Origin of the sequence: Raoultibacter timonensis (assembly GCF_022845715.1) — a bacterium.
Lineage (GTDB): Bacteria > Actinomycetota > Coriobacteriia > Coriobacteriales > Eggerthellaceae > Raoultibacter > Raoultibacter timonensis.
Genome location: NZ_AP025564.1, coordinates 3,112,248 through 3,130,552, shown reverse-complemented (window position 1 = coordinate 3,130,552; position 18,305 = coordinate 3,112,248). Strand labels below are relative to the sequence as shown.

The window sequence follows — 18,305 nt, the reverse complement described above, 5'->3', positions numbered from 1 at the left end:
CCAAAAGGTATTGTAGGACATGTTGAACGGCCGCGTGCCGTTTTAGGGAAGAGGACACAATGGAAATGGAAACCGTCGCAAAAGGCGAGCGTACTGAAGAGCTTGTGCGCGCCGTTGCCGCCGTATGGGAGGCATCGATTCGCCCTACGCACCTGTTCCTTGCGGAGTCGGACATTGACGAGCTGCGCCCGCAGGTACGGCAAGCCCTATCGGCGGTCGACACGCTGGTGGTCGCGTTTGACGATGCGGGTAAGCCCGTGGGCTTTCTCGGGGTTGAAGGCGACATGATCGAGATGCTGTTCGTATCCCCTGAGCTGTTCGGCGCGGGGGTGGGCAGGCGGTTGCTCAACTATGCGACCAAAACGCTTGGCGCTCGCAGGCTCGATGTGAACGAAGGAAACCCCGGTGCCCGTGGATTCTACGAGCACATGGGCTTCGCGGTGGTCGGCCGCTCCGAAATCGACGGGCAGGGAAGGCCGTTTCCTCTGTTGCATATGGAGCTGCAAGACGAATAGGCCTTGTGCGGCGCGGGTTGCGTTTTCCGCGGCGAGATGTTCAGGGCCGGGCACATCTGCCCCGTCGGAGGCGGTGCTCCAGTCGCGCGTTGCTGAAATCTGGCATAAATTTCGAGGTATGGCAAAATATAGTATATTACTAATTAGTAAAGTGCATGGAAGATTTTTTCTGACCAGGAGTTTTTTTGGCAAGCATTCAAAAACTAGGTATGTAGCAGATTATCAAATTGCCATACCTCCAATTTTGTGCCACGTTCCGCGTGTTGCGAAACGTGAGGCCTGGATGGGAAGCTCGGATCGGCAAAGGTTTATTCTGCGGCATCTGCCATGCTTGCCGATACCTATCTTGCATCTTGTGATCGAGCCGCGTGTATCGTGGCAACCAGCGAATGCGTCTGGGCAAGCCGTAAGCGTGCCTTTACAGAAACACCGCGACGCAGGCAAGCAGTGCGACTCCGAGGGCTCCGGCGAGCGAATCGCTCCGCCTCATCCGCGCGATGCTAAGGTGCGTGCGTGCGGCACCGGTGTAGCAGCGGGCATCCATGGCGCAGGCGAGCGTATCAGCGCGCCTGAACAGGTTGATGAACAGCGGCGTGATGATCGGCACCCAAGCTTTGGCCCGCGTGAGCAGGCATCCTTCGTCGAAGCGCAGCCCCCGTGCCCTTTGCGCCTTCATGATGCGCTCTGCTTCCTCGACGGTCGAGGGAATGAATCGGATCGTCAATGCGCATACGACGGCCACGTCTTCAACGGGCACCTTGAGGCGGGTGAGCGGACGCAAAAGCGAGCGGACCGCATCGACGATATCGATAAGCGGGGTCGTGTAGGTGAGAAGCGAAGTTGCGGCAATAAGGAACACGATGCGCAGCGCGAAGAAAACACCGTTCTCGACGCCCTGAAGGCTGATGCCGAACGTTCCAGCAAGCGCGATGGTTCCTGTGCTCGCAGGCGCTCCGTCGCCCGATCCGGCGTTGAAAGTGAAGGCGTTGAGCGCCACCGTGAACAGCAGAATGAACAGGACCGGCTTGAGGCTCCGTACGGCGAGCTTTGCCGGGATGTTCGCGGCGACGTAGCCAAGGGCGCCGAGCGCGCCGCAGATGCAGATGCCGATCCAACCGGTCGAGAGGAACAGCGCGACCGCATACGCGATGACGAGAACGAGCTTAACGCGCGCGTCGGTGCGGTGAACGATGCTTGTGCCCGCTACGTACTGTCCGATGGTGATGTTCGCGCTCATGGCTTGCCTCCTGCGAACCTATGAGCGTTTCGCGGCGATTGCAGCAGCGTGTCGATTTGCCAGTCGATCGGCTGTTTTGCTGCGATCGCCGGGTGCGGTCTTGCTGCGGCCGCTAGCGGTTGCCTGCAAGGGGGGAAGCGCTCTCAGCACTCCGAATGCGATCGTCCCCGTTGCAATACCCGTAATGCAGGCGGCGATCACCATGGCGGGCAGGTTGACGAAGAGCGCGGGCGTCTGCATGATCGCTACGGCAACGCAAAGCTGGCCCATGTTGTGCAGCAGCGCTGCGATCACGCTGACGGCGACAAGCGAAAGCCTGCCGAAACGCCACGCTGCGTACATGCCGAGATACGCGAGCGCACTTCCCGCAAGGCTGTATACCGCCATCGAAGGAGCGCCGATTATAAGGGAGGTCACGCCTACTTTGAGGAGCATGACGGCAAACGCCCAGCGGGGTCCCATCAGATAGAGCGCAATGAGCACCGCTATGTTGGCGAGGCCGAGCTTCACTCCGGGAATCGCTATGGGGACGGGTATTGTCGCTTCAAGGTATCCGAGCACCAGGGTAAGTGCTGCGAAGAGGGCGATGTAGGCCAGTTGTTTCGTTTTTCCGCTCATGATTTCCTCCCAATGTACGGCGGCTAGCTTGCCACGGTGTCGATCGTCGATGCGCCTTCGTCGGTGCCGCCCTCGATGCTTACGATGAGCTTGTGGGGCAGGCACACGATGATCTCGCCTGCGCTGCCGATGGCGCCTTGGTTGATGCAGTCGTGACCGGGGCAGTCGGCTGAATCCATATGCACCTCGCCGTTCTCGACGGCTACGACGTTCGTGCCGAGGGCGGTCTCGACGGGGTAGCTGCCGTTTTCGCTGAGGGGGATTCGCTGCGTAGCCCCCTCGCTGTCGGTAATGACGGCTATTCGGTCGTCGGCGTTGGCTGCGAATGCGATTTGCATGCAGCCCCACGCGGCGATCGCAATGACGAGGAGCCCCGCAACGAACAGCAGGCTGCGATGCGATTGTCTTCTTGCGACGACGGATGCATCGAGCTTTTCTGCACCGCTCTCGGCTACGGGCGGGGCTGCTGATGCGGGTTGCCCGCCGATGCCGGATGCATAAGGAGATGCGGCGCTGTTTTCGGCGACGGACGAGTCTGCGGGTGCGGTGCGCATGCTGGTGTCGGGTGCGGCCATTGCGGCTTCCTTTCTCTCGTTTGCGGGATCGATGCTCATCGGGTTTGCTCCGTCACCATTCCCGACGAGGCGCTTGCGGTTCCTCCGGTTTCGATGAACAGCGCCTCGAGCCCGTCGTGCGATTCGATGAATGCCATGCCGGCCTCGGCGCCGAGCAAGAACGCGGTCGTTGTGCACGCGTCGCCGTCGAGCGAGGATGCGCTCACGATGGTGACGCTTGCGAGGCCGTTGTCGGCGGGCATGCCGGTTGCAGGGTCGAGCAGATGGTGGTACGTTCGGCCGTCCTGCACGAAGCTGCGTTCGTTGATGCCGCTTGCCACCACTGATTTGTCGGTAACGGGAACAGCGGCGAATGCGGTTCCCCGCGCCTCGTTGGGATCCTGCAGGCCAACGTTCCAGACCGACCCATCGGGTCGTCGTCCGAGCGCATAGGTGTTTCCGCCCAAGTTGACGAGCGCGCTTTCACAGCCGTTCTCCCGCAGCATCCGCGCTATGTCGTCGGCGATGTAGCCTTTGGCGATGCCGCCGAGATCGATTCGCGCAAGGGGGTCGCATACGCGTACCGTCTCGCCGTCGAGATCGACGGCGCGGTAGTCCACGTGAGCGAGCGCTTCGGCGAGCGCCTGCTCTTCGGGCACGATGCCCGCTTTGAAATCCCACAACGCCACAACGCCGCCGATGGTGATGTCGAACAGCCCGTTTGACTCCTCGCTGTAGGAGAGCGCCCGCGCGATGATGTCGGCCGTTTCAGGGTGCACGGCAACCGGATCGCCTGCGGCGTTGTTGATGAGGTCGACATCGCTTCCGGCGACCGTTTTCGAAAAGATGTTCTCGAAGTAGATGAGCCGCTTCTCTACCTGGCCGAGCAGGCTTTCGGGGCAATACGCCTCGATGCTCACCAGCGTATCGAACAGAAAGACGTCGAGCGTAGCGGCTTCGTTGCAAGAATGTGCTTTCCCGTCTGCGGGGGCGAGTCCCGCCGCGCTGGCGGCCGCTGAGGTGCAGCCGCCGAGCGCGGGTACGAGGCCCGCCCCAAGGGTGGCGAGAGCAGCAAGCGAGATGAAGTTTCTGCGGGTTAGCATCGGTGCACCTCGGCTCACTCGGGTGTTTCTAGTTCTCTGCGATGGCTTCGGCGGCAAGCTTGCCGGAAGTGAGTGCCCAGCCGTTGTTCGCGCCGGAGGGGGAGTTCGATCCCATAACGCCGCCGACGACTTCGCCCGAAGCGTACAGACCCTCGATGGGTTCGCCGCTCTTGTTCATGACCTGCAGCGAATCGTTCACTACGAGACCGCCCATGGTGGTGGCGTAGCGCGGCTTCTGCTCGACGAGGTAGTAGGGGCCTTCGCCGATCTTCATCTGGAGATACTCGCCCGTCCGTCCGAACTCGTCGGTTCCCGCATCGACGCCCGCGTTGTAGGCGTCGACCGTGGCCTGGAGCGTTGCAGGATCCATGCCGAGCACGCCGGCGAGCTCTTCGATCGTATCGCCGTGCGCGAAGATGGGGGTGGTGGAACCGTTGGCCTCAAGGTAGCCCTCGACGGCCTGCGTGTTGAAGCCGGTATCCTTGAGCTTGGTGCTCCATACGTCGAAGTTCTCTTGGTCCATCAAGAGGTAGAGCATCGAATCGGTCTGCTCGAGTTCGACTTCGAGGATTTCGTGGTTGGATGCCTTCTCGTTCACGACGCGCTCGCCCTCGGCGTTCACGAGGATCGTGCTCATCGGCCATACGAGCAGGTTGCCGTCGATCGTGGACTTGGCACGGCCCGGGGAAACCTCAGCGCCGTTGGGATAGAGCTTGGCGTATTCCATGAGGCGCGTATCGGCATCGATGCCCTCGGCGGTCGCCATGGTGAGGCCGTCGCCGGTGGATCCCATGAGGCCGTAGTAGAGCGAGTTCTGAAGCTCCTCGGTCAGGTATTCGTCGCTGTTGCCGTAGCCGCCCGTGGCGAGCACGACGGAATCGGCTTTGAGAACGTACGTGGTGCCGTCTTTGCCGGCGGCGTTCACGCCCACGACCTTGCCGTTCTCTTCGATGAGACTCTCGGCGGTCGTGTCGAGCAGCACGTCGGCTCCGGAATCCTTCACGGCCTGGCGAAGCGATTCGGTAGCGCCCGCGCCGCCGCCCGCGTAGGCGAGCTCGCGATCGTGGGAGTACTCGGCCAGGTCGTGCAGGCCGCCTTCCATGTTGTACTCGACGCCGGCGTACTCGTGGATCCAGTCGGTGGTTTCGCCGACGTTGTTCGCGTAGAGCTCGATGAGCTCGGGCACGCAGATGTCCTCGCCGTTCTTCTGGAAGTCCTCGACCATCGATTCGGCGCTGTCATCGGTGACGCCCGCTTCGGCCTGAAGCTTGCTGCCCGTGACAACCTGGTTGCCGCCGCTCACGGAGATCGATCCGCCGAGGCGGTAGGTTTTCTCGACCAAGATGACGTTCTTGCCGAGCTCCTGCAGGCGGATGGCGGCGGCCATGCCCGCACCGCCGCCGCCGACCACGATGGCGTCGGCTTCTTTTTCGACCGTCTCGGTCGACTTCTCTTGTGCGGGAACCTTCTTGAGCTGGCTCACGTTGCCGCCTGCCTGCTCGACGCAGTCGGTGATGGCGGCTACGAGCCCGAGGCTCGACATGGTAGCGCCCGACATCGTGTCGACGCCGAGGCTCTGATACTCGATTATGGAAGCGGGGATGGTCTCAAGCGCTTCCGCTGCCACGGTTTCGGTTTCCGATTGGGAGACCACCTTGATATCGGTGATGGCGTCTTCGCTGAACGTCACTTCTACGGTGATGTCGCCGCCATTGCCCGTGCCGGTACCGGTATAGGTGCCGGGCGTGTAGCTCTGCTCGGACGCGGCCTCGTTCGAGCCGCTATTGCCGCCGTTGCCCCCGTTGCTGCTGGGGCTGCAGGCGATCAGGCCCGAGAACACCAGCATCATGCTGAGCGCGAGGGCGAAAACGCGCGCGAGCGTAGCTTTGTTCTTGCTTCCGTGCGGTTTCGGCATGTTCGCCGTTCCCTGTTCGGTTTTCATCGTACCTCCTTATTGATTCTCTTCCTCGTTTTGCGGCGGATTGTCACCGCACGCCAATCGTATGGACGCAGGGTGGATCCGATAAGAACCCCAAACGGGTCGAATGCGGTTTTCATGCCACCCGAAACGGGTCTTATTGCCTTTATGGGGCCGTTTTCGGCGGCATCGATCGGGGGAAGCCGAAATGGTACAATCGGGCATGTTGTTTATGCGGGCGTAGGCGGGAGCAGCATGCGGTTCTTCAAGACGGTACAGCCGTGCAATCTCGGGCTGATGTGCATCCACATATGGATCTACTGCTCCACGCATCGCGCGATCCCCGCCGAGGGCATGCCGCTTATGACGGTGATGTACCTGGTGCTGTCGGTGTCGCTCGTGGCGATGGTCTTCGTCGAACGCGCGAAGCCGCTTGCGGAGCGCACGAAGCGCCGCGTTGACGTTGCGTCCGCGGTCTGCATGGCGTGCGCGGCGTTCTTCTTGACTTTTCCCTTGCCGTTTTCGGGCGCGTCGACCACGTTTTTGGGAGCTGTCCTCGGCGGCGTGAGCGTGGGGTGGACCTACGCTCGGTGGGCGGAGTTCTACGCCGAACTCGATATCCACTACGCGGCCCCGCTCGTGCTTCTGACCATGGCGCTCGGGTCGCTTGCGAAGACCGTCGTCGACCTGCTTCCCCCGGTGCCCGCTACGGTGGTGCTCGTGTGCATGCCGATCGTTGCATACGTCACGTTGTACCGCTCGACCGCGTCGGTACGCCCTGCGCTCGAGCCGTACCGCTATTACAACAGCCGCACCATCATGTCGCTGTGGCGTGTGGGATTCGGTATCGCCGTGTACAGCTTCACGGTGGGTGTTATCCAGTCGATGCCGCTTGCGCAGTTGGCTTCGACCGGGGTCGTGGCCATTGTCGCCAAGCATGCGGGCGAGATCGTCGTGGCGCTGGCGTTGCTGGCGTGGGTCGTGGCGTTCAAGCGGGGCCTCTCGTTCGGACGCATCTGGAACCTCGTGCTCGTGCTCATGGCCACGGCCCTCATATTCACGCCGTACCTTGAGGACGTGCTGAGCGGCTACCTGTTCACGTTCGTCGGCGTTGCGCAGACGTTCGTGATCATCATCCTGTTCCTCGCGCTCGCCGATATCGCGCGCCACAGCTCGTATCAGCCCATCACGGTGTTCGCCGCCGGATGGCTCGCCTACACGCTGCCGTTTTCGCTCGGCGATATCCTCGGCGAATCGCTCCAGGCGATCACGCCCGACGCGTCGATGGCCATGGCGGCCATCGTGTGGCTGCTCGTGATCGTCACGCTGCTCTTCTTCGACGAGTCGTCGGCGGGCAAGCGCCTCATCTTCACCGAGTTGAACGACGAAGGTGACGAGGATACGCCGGCTAAGCGCTTCGGCGCGCAGCAGGAGGCGCTCAACGAAGAGAAGGCCGCCGACATGTTGTCGCTTCGGTGCACGGCGCTCGCCAAGGAGCTGAAGCTCACGCCCCGCGAGCACGAGATCCTCGAGCTCATGGCGCGCGGCAGGAGCAAAACCTATATCGCCGAAGCGTTCTTCATCTCCGAGAACACGGTGCGCGGCCACGTGAAGCACCTCTATGCGAAGCTCGGCGTGCACAGCAAACAGGAGCTGGTGGATCGGGTCGAACAGACCGAGGTGAGAGGTTAGGGTTTGGCTGCGCTGCGTGAGTTCAGAGCAGCGCGACGGGCGGGCGGTTTTGAGAGAGCTTGCCCTGAAGTAGACCGATGCGGCGGTGCGCCCCCCGACCGCCCTACTCCGTGCGCCCGATCGCCTTTATGCGCAGGGCGCTTGCGAGCGCGAATACCCCGAACAACCCTACCATGAGCAAGACGTTTTGCACCACGTTCTCGCCCGAGAAGGCATTGAACGCCCACCGCGAGGGGAGGAGGCCCCCGATCGTGCGCATGGCTTCGGGGAGGAACTGATCGGGCAGCATGATGCCCGAGAGCATGATGCTTACGAGGAAGAGCATCATGGCGACTACCGAGAGCTTCGCTTGGCTTTTGAACAGCAGCCCGAGAAACACCCCGATTGAAACGGCGGCAGCCATGAAGCAGAGTGCCACGCCGAGAAACGGCAGCGCTTCGGCGACGGGCTCGGCTCCGAAGATGATCGGGGAGAGCGCGGCGATGACGCACGATACGACGAGCAGATGGGCGCATGCCGAGACGAACCCGTTGGCAGCCGCCGTCCACGGGGGCACGCCGCCGATCCGGTAGGCCTTGCGCATATCGGTTCCGAAGAACCCGACGATCGACGTCGGCACGCCCACGAACGCTCCCGCGCACACGGCGAACACCGTCATCGCATAGGCGAGCGTCTCCTTCATGCCCGGGTCGATCGACGAGAAGATGCCGCCCATGAACAGCAAGAAGGCGAGCGGCATGATGTAGTACATCATGAGGACGTCTTTTTTCCTGAAATCTATTTTCCACTGGAGCCAAACCCCGTACGCGAACGCCTTCATGCCGCATCTCCTCCCTTGGATATTTCCATGAATCGCTCCTCGAGGCTCGCGCGTTCGGTTCGAACGTCGAGTATCTCGAGTCCGTGCGTGCGTGCGATCGAAGCGATCTCGAACAGGGCTTCGCCAAGATTGCTTGCGCGAAACACGCTGTAGCCGCCATCTTCCCCGCAGTAGCTGCACGTTCGAACGAGGCGCGGCAAAGCCTCGCCCGAGGCCCGCACGGCGATGGTGGCGATCCGGCCTACTTCGCTTTTCAGCTCGGCCGGAGTTCCGCAAAACGCAATGCGGCCGTCGCGCAGGATCGCGAGCGTGTCGCAGAGCTCTTCGACTTCGGCCATATCGTGGCTTGCGAGGAGCACCGTCTTGCCTGCCGCCCGCATGGCCCTGATCTCGTCGTGGAGCTGTAGCCGACCTTCGATGTCGAGCCCTGCGGTCGGTTCGTCGAGTACGACGATGTCGGGGTCGCCGATGAGGGCGAGCGCTACGTGGAGCCTTTTCTTCTGGCCGACCGAAAGCGATCCGTAGCGCTTGTTTTTCAGCTGCTCGAGGTCGAATAGGGCGAGCGTCGGCGCGGTGGGCGTCTTGTTCCAGAGGCAGAACAGCGATACGGCCTCTTTGACCGTGCATTCGGCGACGATGCTCGAGGCTTGCAGCTGCACCCCGAGCGATCCGCCGAGTTCGACGGTTCCCCCGTCGGCGCACCGCAGGCCCTCGATGCATTCGATCGTCGTCGTCTTGCCCGCGCCGTTCACGCCGAGCAGCGCGAACACTTCGCCACGCGCCACCTGAAACGATACGCCTTTCAGTACCTGATTTAGGCCATAGCTTTTGGTGAGGTTCCTTACGTTCACGATCGCATTCATGCGTTTTCCTTCCTCGACCCGGACGTCGGTTGCGCGCCTTTGCGGTCGGCCTGCCTCTCTTCGTCTTCGCCGGCTTGCCCGAAGTCGAGTTCGGCCGCCTGCTCTTCGAGATACGAAAAGAGCGATCTTCCCATGAAGTCGTCGATGGCCTCTTGCCGTCCGCGCATTTCGTCGGGCCAGTTCTCTTTGCTTTGGCCGAACTCCATGAGTTGGGGAAGCAGGCCCATGTCGCCTTCGGTGAAGTCCTCGATCATCGCCCACATCGCCTGCGCCGCCGCTCGGCCTTCGGGGCCTGCGGGATCGGCTCCCGCCTGCGACAGCTCGTACATGCGATTCGAAACGGCTTCGAAACGCTGTGCAAGGCGGAGCATGAACTGCTCGTCGCGTTCAGCCCGCGCCTCTATGTGGGATTTGAGCTCGCTTCCGAACTCGTCGAGAGCGGGCCAATCGCGCTCCTCTACGGTGCGGACGGCGAAAATCGCATCGGCGACTCGCTCGAAATCGATCTCCGATTCGCCTCCGATCTCTTCGGCCACGAATTTCAGCGTGACGAGGGCTTCCTTCAGCCGCGCTATCTGCATTTCGGTGATCGCGATCTGACGATCGAGAAGCTGGCGAGCATGTGCTGCATCGGACTCTGCCGAGAGCTGCTGCTTTATTTCGTCGAGCGAAAGCCCGATGAACTTGAGCGAAAGAATGTGCTGCAGCCTTACGGCATCTTTCGGGCCGTAGAGGCGCCGACCTCCTTCCGAGTACGCGGAAGGCTTGAGCAGGCCCTGCCGATCGTAGTATTGCAGGGTTCGTACGGAGACTTTCATTTTGTCGGCAAGCTCGCCAACGGTGTACATCGAATCGATCATGGGCATCCTCGCATCGCGTTTACGTGCTGTACGGGCAAGCTTATTACATGACGCTACGTAACGAACAAGAGGTTTCCGAAAAGGTATTGACTCTTACGTTACGTCATAGTTTATGCTTGCTTGCAGCATGGGGATACGATCGAAAAGCCTGCAGGCGCTCCGTGCTGAAACATGAGAATCGATAGGCGGGAAACGAGAGGAGCCACATGGCGATGAGGCAAAGCGGGCCCCGAGGTGGCGAGGCGAACGCCGCGGGAGCTGCGCATGATCGCAATGCGAGGTATTCGGTGCACGAGCTCGCCGAGCTTTCGGGCGTGAGCGTGCGCACGCTGCACCATTACGACGCCATCGGGCTCTTGAAGCCCCAACGCGCTGAAAACAACTATCGGGTGTACGGGGCAGCCGAAGTCGATCGATTGCAGCAGATACTCCTGTACCGAGAAGTCGGCATGGGGCTCTCCGAGATCAGCCAGGTGCTCGACGGCAGCTTGTTTTGCGCCGAGCGGGCGCTCGAGGGACACCTTGCCCGCCTCATCGAGCAGCGTGAAAGAACGAACGTGCTGATCGCAAACGTGGAGAAAACGATTGCGAACAAGAAAGGAATGCTGGTTATGAACGATACGGAAAAATTCGAAGGATTCAAAAAGAAGCTCGTGGAGGACAACGAGCGGCAGTACGGAACAGAAGCGAGGGCGGCTTATGGCGATGAGGCCGTCGACGCGAGCAATGCGAAGGTGATGGGGATGAGCGAAGAACAGTATCAGGCGGTCCAAGGTATCGAGGCCGCCATGCGCGAAGCGCTCATCGCGGGCATGGCGGAAGGCGATCCCGCAGGCGAGCAGGCACAACGCGCCGCCGATCTGCATCGCCAGTGGCTCATCGCGTTCTGGAAGGACGGGCAGTATTCGCCTGCGGCCCATAAGGGCATGGTGGAGATGTACGTCGCCGACGAGCGGTTCAGGAAATACTACGAGGCGATGGCCCCCGGCGCGGCTGAGTTTCTCCGCGAGGCGGTTCTTGCGTACTGCTCGTAGCCGCACGGGCGGTCGTGGACGGATGGTGCCTTGCCGCTCTGTGCGGGCGCTGAAACGGCCCTGGAACCGAAAGGGGTTCCAGGGCCGTTCTGGTCGGATCACGCGTTTGATTCTGCGGCCTAGTCCGCCTCCTCCTGCCTCGAGAGCTCGAGCTGCTCGAGCGAGGTGGTGGGGATCCTCACGCACATGAGGTACAGAAGCCACAGCGCCACGAGGCCGAGCACGAGCCAGATGTACCAGCGCTGCACGAGAAAGGCGCTGATTCCCATGAGCACGTACGAAACGGCGAGGATACGCACTTTGACGGATGCGGGGATGCCCCCGTTCTCCTTGAAGGGGATCACGTACTTTCTGTAAACGCCGGTCGACATGATCCAGGCATGGCAGCGCGGGGACGATTTGGCGAACAGAAACGTTGCCAGAAGCAGAAACGGGGTGGTTGGCAGAACGGGAACGAACACGCCGATGAAACCGGCTATGCAGGCGATCCAGGCGCAAACGAGGAGTAGGTAGCGCTTCATGGGTCCCTTTCGTCGGGGCTGATGCAAGCCTGTCGGAGCATCGAGTATAGCAAATGCCGCGTGAATTCTCATCGGGGAAACCCCGGATAAGGCTCCATCCTGCTAAACTCCCATATATCGGAAAACCACAGGCGAGCGAACGCGCAGGGCAACCCCTGGCCGCTCGATGATGTTTTAGGACGCGATGCATATCGCCGCGTTGATTGGATAGGGAGGAGTCGTGCGATGATCGACGAGATACATGTGCAAAACGTCGCGTTGATACGGGAGGCGCATCTAGTACCGGCTCGCGGCCTAACGGTCTTGACCGGCGAAACGGGTGCGGGGAAGACGGCTCTGCTCTCTGCGTTGAAGCTCCTCTGCGGAGAGCGCGCCGATGCGGGGTACGTGCGCGAAGGCTCGTCCTCGCTGCTCGTCGAAGGCAGGCTGTTCTGCGGCGACGATCTCGACGGTACGGTGGTCTCCCGCAAGGTCGGTTCCGACGGCCGCTCTCGCGTGTCGATCGACGGATCGCTTGCGAGCGTCGGGGAACTTGCATCGCGCGTCGGCTCGACGGTTGATCTTTGCGGCCAGCACGAGCACCAGCGTCTGCTCAGGCAGCAGACGCACGTGGGCATGCTCGACGCATGGGCTGCCGAATCGATCGGTGCGGCTTTGGCCGCCTATCGTGAGGCGTTCTCGAAAGCTCAGGCGGCAGCCGCAGAGCTCGAACGAGTCGAAGAGGCGGGGCAGGCTTCGTCGGCGAAGTTGGACGAAGCCCGGTTCGTGCTGCAGCGGATCGACGAAATCAACCCCGTCGAAGGCGAATACGAAGAGCTCGCGAACACGCTCGCGAAAGCGGAGCACGCCGAGTCGCTTGCGCGCGCTGCCGATACGGCGCATGCCGCTTTGGCGGGGGAGTCGGGTGCCATTGACGCCGTGAGCGCTGCTGCTGCAGCGCTTGATTCCATGAGTGCGGTCGACGATCAGTTCGGCGCCCAAGCTGCAAGCCTGCGTGAGGCGACCTATGTGCTCGAAGACGTTGCGCGCGAGGCGCTCGCCTATCGCGATTCGATAGAGTACGACCCCGATACGCTGGCTGAGAACCAGGATCGCATGGGTGCGTTGCAGGGACTCATGCGCGCTTTCGGCCCGCGCATCGAAGACGTGCTCGCCCGACGCGACGAAGCGGCGGATCTCGTATCGCTCGTCGACGATTCCGCAGAGCGGGTGCGCCGTGCGCGCGCCGAGGCGGAGAAAGCCGAAAGCGAGCTCGCCGAAGCTGCGAATGCGCTCGACGAGGCTCGTCGAGAGGCTGCACCCCGATTCGCCCAGGCGGTATCGCGGCAGATGGCTCGCTTGGAAATGGGCGGAGCATCGATCGAGTGCTCCCTCGAGCGCCAAGCGCGCGGGCAATGGACCAAGACGGGCCCCTCTCGTTTCGAATTTCTCTTCAGGCCGGCCGAGGGTCTTGCCGCGCGTCCGCTCGCGCGGATTGCATCGGGGGGCGAAGTGAGCCGCGTCATGCTTGCGATCAAGGTCGTGCTCGGCGAAACCGACGAAGTCGAAACGCTCGTGTTCGACGAAGTGGACGCCGGGGTGGGCGGCGCCACGGCCGTAGCGCTCGCTGCGGTGCTCGCCGATCTTGCGAAAACCCACCAGGTTATCGTCGTTACGCATTTGCCGCAGGTTGCCGTAATGGGAGATGCGCATTATCTGGTTGCAAAGCAGGGCGATGCGGGAGCCCCCATCCCCCGAGTCGAGGGGCAATCCGGGGATCGAGATACCGGCGGGCAGGGTGCATCCGATGGCTCTTCGGGCGGGCTATCCGTTCCCGAAACCGTGCTCGTCTCGCTTGAGGGCGAGGCCCGCGTTGCCGAAGTGGCCCGCATGCTGTCGGGCGACGCTTCGGAAACCTCGCTTGCCCATGCTGCGGAAATGCTTGCGCGAGGGGATCGGCGCTAACCGCTTGGTTCCACCGTTCGTTGCGGGAGCGGAGCCGAAAACGCCCGGGCGGTCACGCTTCCGGGTCGCCTTCGGCACGCTCGTCTCGCATGGGGATGCGCCGTACGAGCATCTCCCGTTCTTTGGTGAGGTCAGATGCCTTTTTCTTGTGCGCGTGCTCAAAACCTGAGTTTTCACCCGTACAATTCTCGACGTATGTAAGGTAAAAGATTATATATACGTTATGAACTGAGAAAAAGTTCTTGTCGCAGGTCGCTACATGTATTATGATACCAATCAGTGACGTAATGACTTACCATTAGAGACCTCAAAGGAGTATCATGAAGGATAGCGACCACGTATCTGAGCACAGCCCCGATTACCTTATGCTGAGGATGCTTGTCGGTTTCGGCAACAAGCTCGGAACCATCGATCGTATGACGTTTCGTGAGTTGACCGGCCGCCAGTGCACCCTTATCGCGTCGATCGGGACGTTCGAAGAGCCTCCGACGCTCGGCCAGCTCGCCGAATGCGAGGGGAGCTCGCACCAGAACATCAAGCAGATGGCTTTGAAGCTTCAGGAGAAGGGCTACGTGAAGCTTCTGTCCGACTCGAGCGACGCGCGCAAGATCCGCGTGACGGCCACAAAGAAGGGCCATGAGTTCTGCAAAAAGCACCATGAAGCGGAAGACAAGTTTCTTGAGCTGCTGTTCCAAAACATCGGCGAGAAGGAAGTCGCAAACGTATCGAAGGTCATGAGCAAGCTCAATGAAAACCTCGACACCATGATCTGCGACGGGCTCAAGCTGAAGTAGCTTGCCGCCGGTCTACGACGTACGGCCTGGTCAGACGGCCTTGTTGTATGGTATAGCGCATCGCGCCGCATTCTTCTGCGAAACGGTGCGCCCGTTGTCGGCCAAAAGACACGGAATCGTTGGAAAAACCGTGTTTTACGACCGACAATGTTGGGCGCACGCAAAAGGCATATGCGCTGCGATGTGTCGCGCTGTGAAAAAACCGTTGACAGCATCGCGGGGGTATGTGCTATAGTACCCTCACAACTGAATACCTCAAACCGATGAGGCGAGAGTCAAGCCATCATGAGCACTCACAGAGAGCGGGCGTTGCTGGGAATCCCGTAGGAAGCTGGATGGTAAATGGTTCGCCGAGGGAAAGGGGAAAGGGCTGTTCGCAACCCGAGTATCTGGACCGTGAGCCTGCGTTAAGGGCAGAAAATGTGTTGGCATTTTCGTGAGAGGGCTCGATTTAGAGTCAAAAAAGGTGGCACCGCAGGTACAAGACCTGTCCTTTTCTCGAAGGACAGGTCTTTTTTGTTGCTGCGGCCACGCGAATGCCGGCGAAACCCGTATGGGGTTCTGCCGGAGCGTGCATCTTTTTTGATCTGCCGAAATCCTCATCCGAGTTCGTGCCGGCCGAATGAAACGCCCGGCGACGGGCAAAGGACGCGGGGCGACCCGCAGGAAAGGACTGAGGAACATGGCAGATCAGATCAAGCGCGAAATCGCAACGGAAGCAGCATCGGGCAAGGCGGCAACCGCCCGCAAGCGGAGCCTCGATGCCGAGCAGAAGAAGGGCTTCGACATTTCGGCGCTCATCCTCGTGGCGGTGCTACTTGCTGCGGGCGCCGTGCTCAAGATGACGGTCGGCAGCTTTGTCAATTTCTTCGGCATGAAACCGAACTTCATCATCGCCATGTACTGCTTGGCAATTCTGCTCGTTCGCCCCAATTTGGGGCAGGCGGCCATCATCGGCCTCATTGCGGGCGCGGTGTGCCAGCTGCTGCCGGGGACGCCCTACATCAACTTCATCTCCGAATTTCTCGGGGCGGTCGCCATGGCGGCGCTTATTCGCATCCCGATGAAGATCGGGCGGGCGAACCTGCAGACCATCGTGAGCACGTTCGTTGCAACCGTCGTTTCGGGCGGCGCATTCACCATCTGCCTGTTTCTGTTTCTCGGTGCCGATGCCTCGAGCTTGGTCGCCTACGTGCCCATCGTGCTGTGCACCGCGCTCATCAACTGCGTGATCGTCCAAGCGCTCTACGTACCGCTCGCGAAGGTGCTCAAGAAGGAAGCACCCGTGAAGGCGATCGCCTAGGCGCATCGGGAAACGGCAGACTGGAAGGATGAACGACATGGCTGCGGAGCACCAGCCCATCATCGCCATCGAAAAGGCGAGTTTCACCTACGAGGGTGCGAGCAAGCCCGCTCTCGAATCGATCGACCTTGCCGTGCACGAAGGCGATTTCCTCGGTATCATCGGCCCGTCGGGTGCGGGCAAATCGACGCTTGTGTACAGCATGAACGGGATCATTCCCCACTACTGCAAGGGCGATTTCTTCGGGTCGGTGTCGCTTGGGGGCAACGATACGTTCGAGACGAGCCTGACCGATCTCTCGCGCATCGCCGCGACGGTGTTTCAGGATATCGACGCGCAGATGGTGGCGTCGGTGGTCGAGGACGAGATTCTGTTCGGACTCGAGAATTTCGGCGTTTCCAAGACCGAGATCGAGCCGCGGCTCGCCGAGGCGCTCGCGAGTGTGGGTATATCCGACCTGCGCAACCGCGCCATCTCGTCGCTTTCGGGCGGCCAGAAGCAGAAGGTGGCCGTTGCGGCGGTGCTCGCGCTCAAGCCGCGGGTTCTCCTGCTCGACGAGCCGACTGGGGCGCTCGATCCTGCCAGTTCGCGGCAGATATTCGAACTCCTGCGCGAGCTGAACGAGCATCATGGGATCACCGTCGTCGTGGTCGAGCAGAAAATCGGGCTGCTTGCCGAGTTCACGAAACGCCTTGCGGTGCTTGCCGGCGGAACGCTGCGTTACTGCGACGAAACGCGTGCGGTTCTGCGTAACGCCGCCGAGCTGCTGGCGATCGGCGTGAACGTGCCGCGGGTCACCACGCTTTCGCTGCTGTTGCACGAAGAGGGTTACGGTATCGATCGGTTCGCAGTCGACGTCGACGAAGCGAAAGGTATGATCGAGGGGATTGTCGCATGAAAACAGTACTCGAATTCAACCAGGTGAGCTACGCATACGAAGCGCAGGCCGATGGCAATTCGGTGGTTTCGGGCCTTTCGTTCTCGATTCGAGAAGGCGAGTTCGTCGCCCTTATCGGAAGCAACGGTGCGGGAAAAACCACCACGTCCAAGCTCATGAACGGCCTTTTGAAGCCAACGGAAGGATCGGTGCTCGTCTGCGGTGCGCCGACGACCGAGCTTAAGACGAGCGCCGTCGCGCGCACGGTGGGTATGCTGTTTCAAGATCCCGATAGGCAGATCTGCCAGAATACGGTATACGAAGAGCTCGCGTTCGGCTTGCGCCTGCGCGATCTTTCCGAGGGCGAAGTTGCTGCACGTGTCGAGGAGGCCATTGAAGATTTCGGATTCGACGGGCAGGCGGCGCCGTTCATGCTCTCGCGGGGCGAGCGTCAACTGCTCGCCCTCGCTTCGGTCGTGGTGTGCGAACCCGAGGTGCTGATCCTCGACGAGCCCACGACCGGCCTCGACTACCGCGAATGCATGCACATCATGAACCGCATCAAGAAGCTCAACCATGCGGGCACGACCGTTGTTATGGTGTCGCACGACATGGAGCTCGTGTTCGACTTCGCAGGCCGCGTGCTCGCCATGGCGGCAGGCCGCCTCGTAGCCGACGGTGCGCCTGAGACGGTGTTTCGGGATGCTTCGGTCATGCGGGAGTCGTCGCTTGTTCCGCCCCAGATGATCGAACTGTCGCTTCGGCTTTCCGAGGAGCCCGAAAACGGCAGGGCATTCGCCCATGTCGCCTCATCGTACGAAATGCTCCAGGTGCTCAAGGCAGCTGGATTCAAGGGAAGAAGGGTTTCGTAATGGCCGGATTGCTTGATTACTCCGCAGGTTCGACGGTGCTGCACCGACTGAATCCCATCGCGAAGATCGCGCTTGCGCTCGCCGTTTGCATCGCGGCGTTTCTGAGCGACAGTTTCGTGTACCTACTTGTCTTACTTGCGTTCAACGTGTGCATCGGGCTTGTTGGCGGCATTCGCAAAAAGACGTTCTCGCTGCTGTTCGGCCTGGTGAAGATTTGCATCTTCCTCTTCGTCTTGCAGGTGCTGTTCATCCGCGCGGGCACGCCGGTGTTCTTGTTCGTGACCGACGAAGGCCTGCGCATCGCGACGCTTGTGGTGCTGCGCCTGATCGATGCGACGATGCCGCTTGCGCTCATGCTGGCGCTCACCCAGATGAGCGACCTTTCGAACGCGCTCGTGAAGGTGCTGCACCTGCCGTACAAGTACGCATTCACCGTTACGACGGCGCTCAAGTTCATTCCGGTGTTCACTGACGAGATGTCGTCCATCATCGAATCGCAGACGGCGCGCGGCGTCGACTTCGATACGAAGAACCCCATCCGCAAGCTCAGGCTCGTGCTGCCCCTGTGCGCCCCTTTGCTCATCACCTCGGTGGGTCGAACCGAGCAGGCGGCGATGGCAGCCGAGGTGCGCGGGTTCTACCTGCGCGACCGCTCGTCAGGCAGCAAGGAATACCCGTTCGGAATGATCGACGGAGGAGCGCTGGCGGTTATCGTGGTATTGGTGGTGCTCGCCGTGCTGGTATAGTGGTTGCCGGCCGCAAAAGAAAGCGAGTTACGAA

At 61.1% G+C, this 18,305-nt stretch carries 18 protein-coding genes; 9 read left to right on the top strand and 9 right to left on the bottom strand.

Annotated elements, in window-relative coordinates; translation table 11 throughout:
• Positions 1-59: 59 nt before the first annotated feature.
• Positions 60-515, top strand: coding sequence for a GNAT family N-acetyltransferase (locus tag MWL89_RS12830; protein WP_244386475.1), 456 nt, complete (start codon positions 60-62; stop codon positions 513-515).
• A gap of 418 nt (positions 516-933) precedes the next feature.
• Here MWL89_RS12830 and MWL89_RS12825 read toward each other — a convergent pair whose 3' ends face one another.
• From MWL89_RS12825 to MWL89_RS12805, 5 genes are read right to left on the bottom strand one after another with little or no spacing between them, the layout of a single operon-like run.
• The gene (locus MWL89_RS12825; protein ID WP_244386474.1) at positions 934-1,752 is read right to left on the bottom strand and encodes an energy-coupling factor transporter transmembrane component T family protein; all 819 of its coding nucleotides are present in this window, start codon (positions 1,750-1,752) and stop codon (positions 934-936) included.
• An 18-nt stretch (positions 1,753-1,770) separates the two neighbouring features.
• Positions 1,771-2,370, bottom strand: a complete 600-nt coding sequence (locus tag MWL89_RS12820; protein WP_244386473.1) for a Gx transporter family protein — start codon at positions 2,368-2,370, stop codon at positions 1,771-1,773.
• Positions 2,371-2,393: 23 nt separating this feature from the next.
• Positions 2,394-2,945: a NusG domain II-containing protein gene (locus MWL89_RS12815; protein ID WP_244386471.1), complete on the bottom strand. Its 552-nt coding sequence runs from the start codon at positions 2,943-2,945 to the stop codon at positions 2,394-2,396.
• A 35-nt stretch (positions 2,946-2,980) separates the two neighbouring features.
• On the bottom strand, positions 2,981-4,027 hold the full coding sequence (locus tag MWL89_RS12810; RefSeq protein WP_244386469.1) for an FAD:protein FMN transferase: 1,047 nt from the start codon (positions 4,025-4,027) through the stop codon (positions 2,981-2,983).
• A gap of 28 nt (positions 4,028-4,055) precedes the next feature.
• Positions 4,056-5,969 carry an FAD-dependent oxidoreductase gene (locus MWL89_RS12805; protein WP_244386467.1) on the bottom strand — a complete coding sequence of 638 codons (1,914 nt, stop codon included), beginning with the start codon at positions 5,967-5,969 and terminating at the stop codon, positions 4,056-4,058.
• Between the two features lie 231 nt (positions 5,970-6,200).
• Here MWL89_RS12805 and MWL89_RS12800 point away from each other — a divergent pair, with 231 nt between their 5' ends.
• Complete coding sequence (locus MWL89_RS12800) at positions 6,201-7,637, top strand: helix-turn-helix transcriptional regulator (RefSeq protein ID WP_244386465.1); 1,437 nt, start codon at positions 6,201-6,203, stop codon at positions 7,635-7,637.
• Between the two features lie 103 nt (positions 7,638-7,740).
• On the opposite strand, the gene MWL89_RS12795 is transcribed toward MWL89_RS12800, so the two are convergent.
• Genes MWL89_RS12795 through MWL89_RS12785 form a run of 3 tightly spaced genes read right to left on the bottom strand, consistent with a single transcriptional unit; the run spans position 7,741 to position 10,180 of the window.
• Complete coding sequence (locus tag MWL89_RS12795) at positions 7,741-8,457, bottom strand: ABC transporter permease (protein ID WP_244386463.1); 717 nt, start codon at positions 8,455-8,457, stop codon at positions 7,741-7,743.
• A complete protein-coding gene (locus MWL89_RS12790) occupies positions 8,454-9,320 on the bottom strand; it encodes an ABC transporter ATP-binding protein (protein WP_244386461.1) in 867 nt (288 codons plus the stop codon). Before MWL89_RS12790 ends, MWL89_RS12795 begins: the two co-directional genes overlap by 4 nt.
• On the bottom strand, positions 9,317-10,180 hold the full coding sequence (locus MWL89_RS12785; protein ID WP_244386459.1) for a MerR family transcriptional regulator: 864 nt from the start codon (positions 10,178-10,180) through the stop codon (positions 9,317-9,319). Before MWL89_RS12785 ends, MWL89_RS12790 begins: the two co-directional genes overlap by 4 nt.
• Positions 10,181-10,386: 206 nt before the next feature.
• Between MWL89_RS12785 and MWL89_RS12780 the strand changes: the two genes are divergently transcribed.
• Positions 10,387-11,214, top strand: a complete 828-nt coding sequence (locus MWL89_RS12780) for a MerR family transcriptional regulator (RefSeq protein WP_244386456.1) — start codon at positions 10,387-10,389, stop codon at positions 11,212-11,214.
• Positions 11,215-11,333: 119 nt separating this feature from the next.
• Here the strand turns inward: MWL89_RS12780 and MWL89_RS12775 are convergent, their stop codons facing one another.
• Positions 11,334-11,735, bottom strand: a complete 402-nt coding sequence (locus MWL89_RS12775; RefSeq protein ID WP_244386454.1) for a YbaN family protein — start codon at positions 11,733-11,735, stop codon at positions 11,334-11,336.
• 225 nt (positions 11,736-11,960) lie between these two features.
• Between MWL89_RS12775 and recN the strand changes: the two genes are divergently transcribed.
• From recN to MWL89_RS12745, 6 genes are all read left to right on the top strand, one after another.
• Positions 11,961-13,679 (top strand): DNA repair protein RecN, encoded by a 1,719-nt coding sequence (recN, locus tag MWL89_RS12770; protein ID WP_244386451.1) that lies wholly within the window; start codon positions 11,961-11,963, stop codon positions 13,677-13,679.
• Positions 13,680-13,999: 320 nt separating this feature from the next.
• A complete protein-coding gene (locus MWL89_RS12765; RefSeq protein WP_244386449.1) occupies positions 14,000-14,473 on the top strand; it encodes a MarR family winged helix-turn-helix transcriptional regulator in 474 nt (157 codons plus the stop codon).
• 682 nt (positions 14,474-15,155) lie between these two features.
• Positions 15,156-15,776: a tryptophan transporter gene (locus MWL89_RS12760; protein ID WP_102379725.1), complete on the top strand. Its 621-nt coding sequence runs from the start codon at positions 15,156-15,158 to the stop codon at positions 15,774-15,776.
• A 37-nt stretch (positions 15,777-15,813) separates the two neighbouring features.
• A complete protein-coding gene (locus MWL89_RS12755; RefSeq protein ID WP_244386448.1) occupies positions 15,814-16,674 on the top strand; it encodes an energy-coupling factor ABC transporter ATP-binding protein in 861 nt (286 codons plus the stop codon).
• Positions 16,671-17,525, top strand: coding sequence for an energy-coupling factor ABC transporter ATP-binding protein (locus MWL89_RS12750; RefSeq protein ID WP_102379723.1), 855 nt, complete (start codon positions 16,671-16,673; stop codon positions 17,523-17,525). The genes MWL89_RS12755 and MWL89_RS12750 overlap by 4 nt, the downstream gene beginning before the upstream one ends.
• Entirely contained in the window at positions 17,525-18,271 is a 747-nt protein-coding gene (locus MWL89_RS12745) for an energy-coupling factor transporter transmembrane component T family protein (RefSeq protein WP_102379722.1), read from the top strand. The genes MWL89_RS12750 and MWL89_RS12745 overlap by 1 nt, the downstream gene beginning before the upstream one ends.
• Positions 18,272-18,305 lie beyond the last annotated feature (34 nt).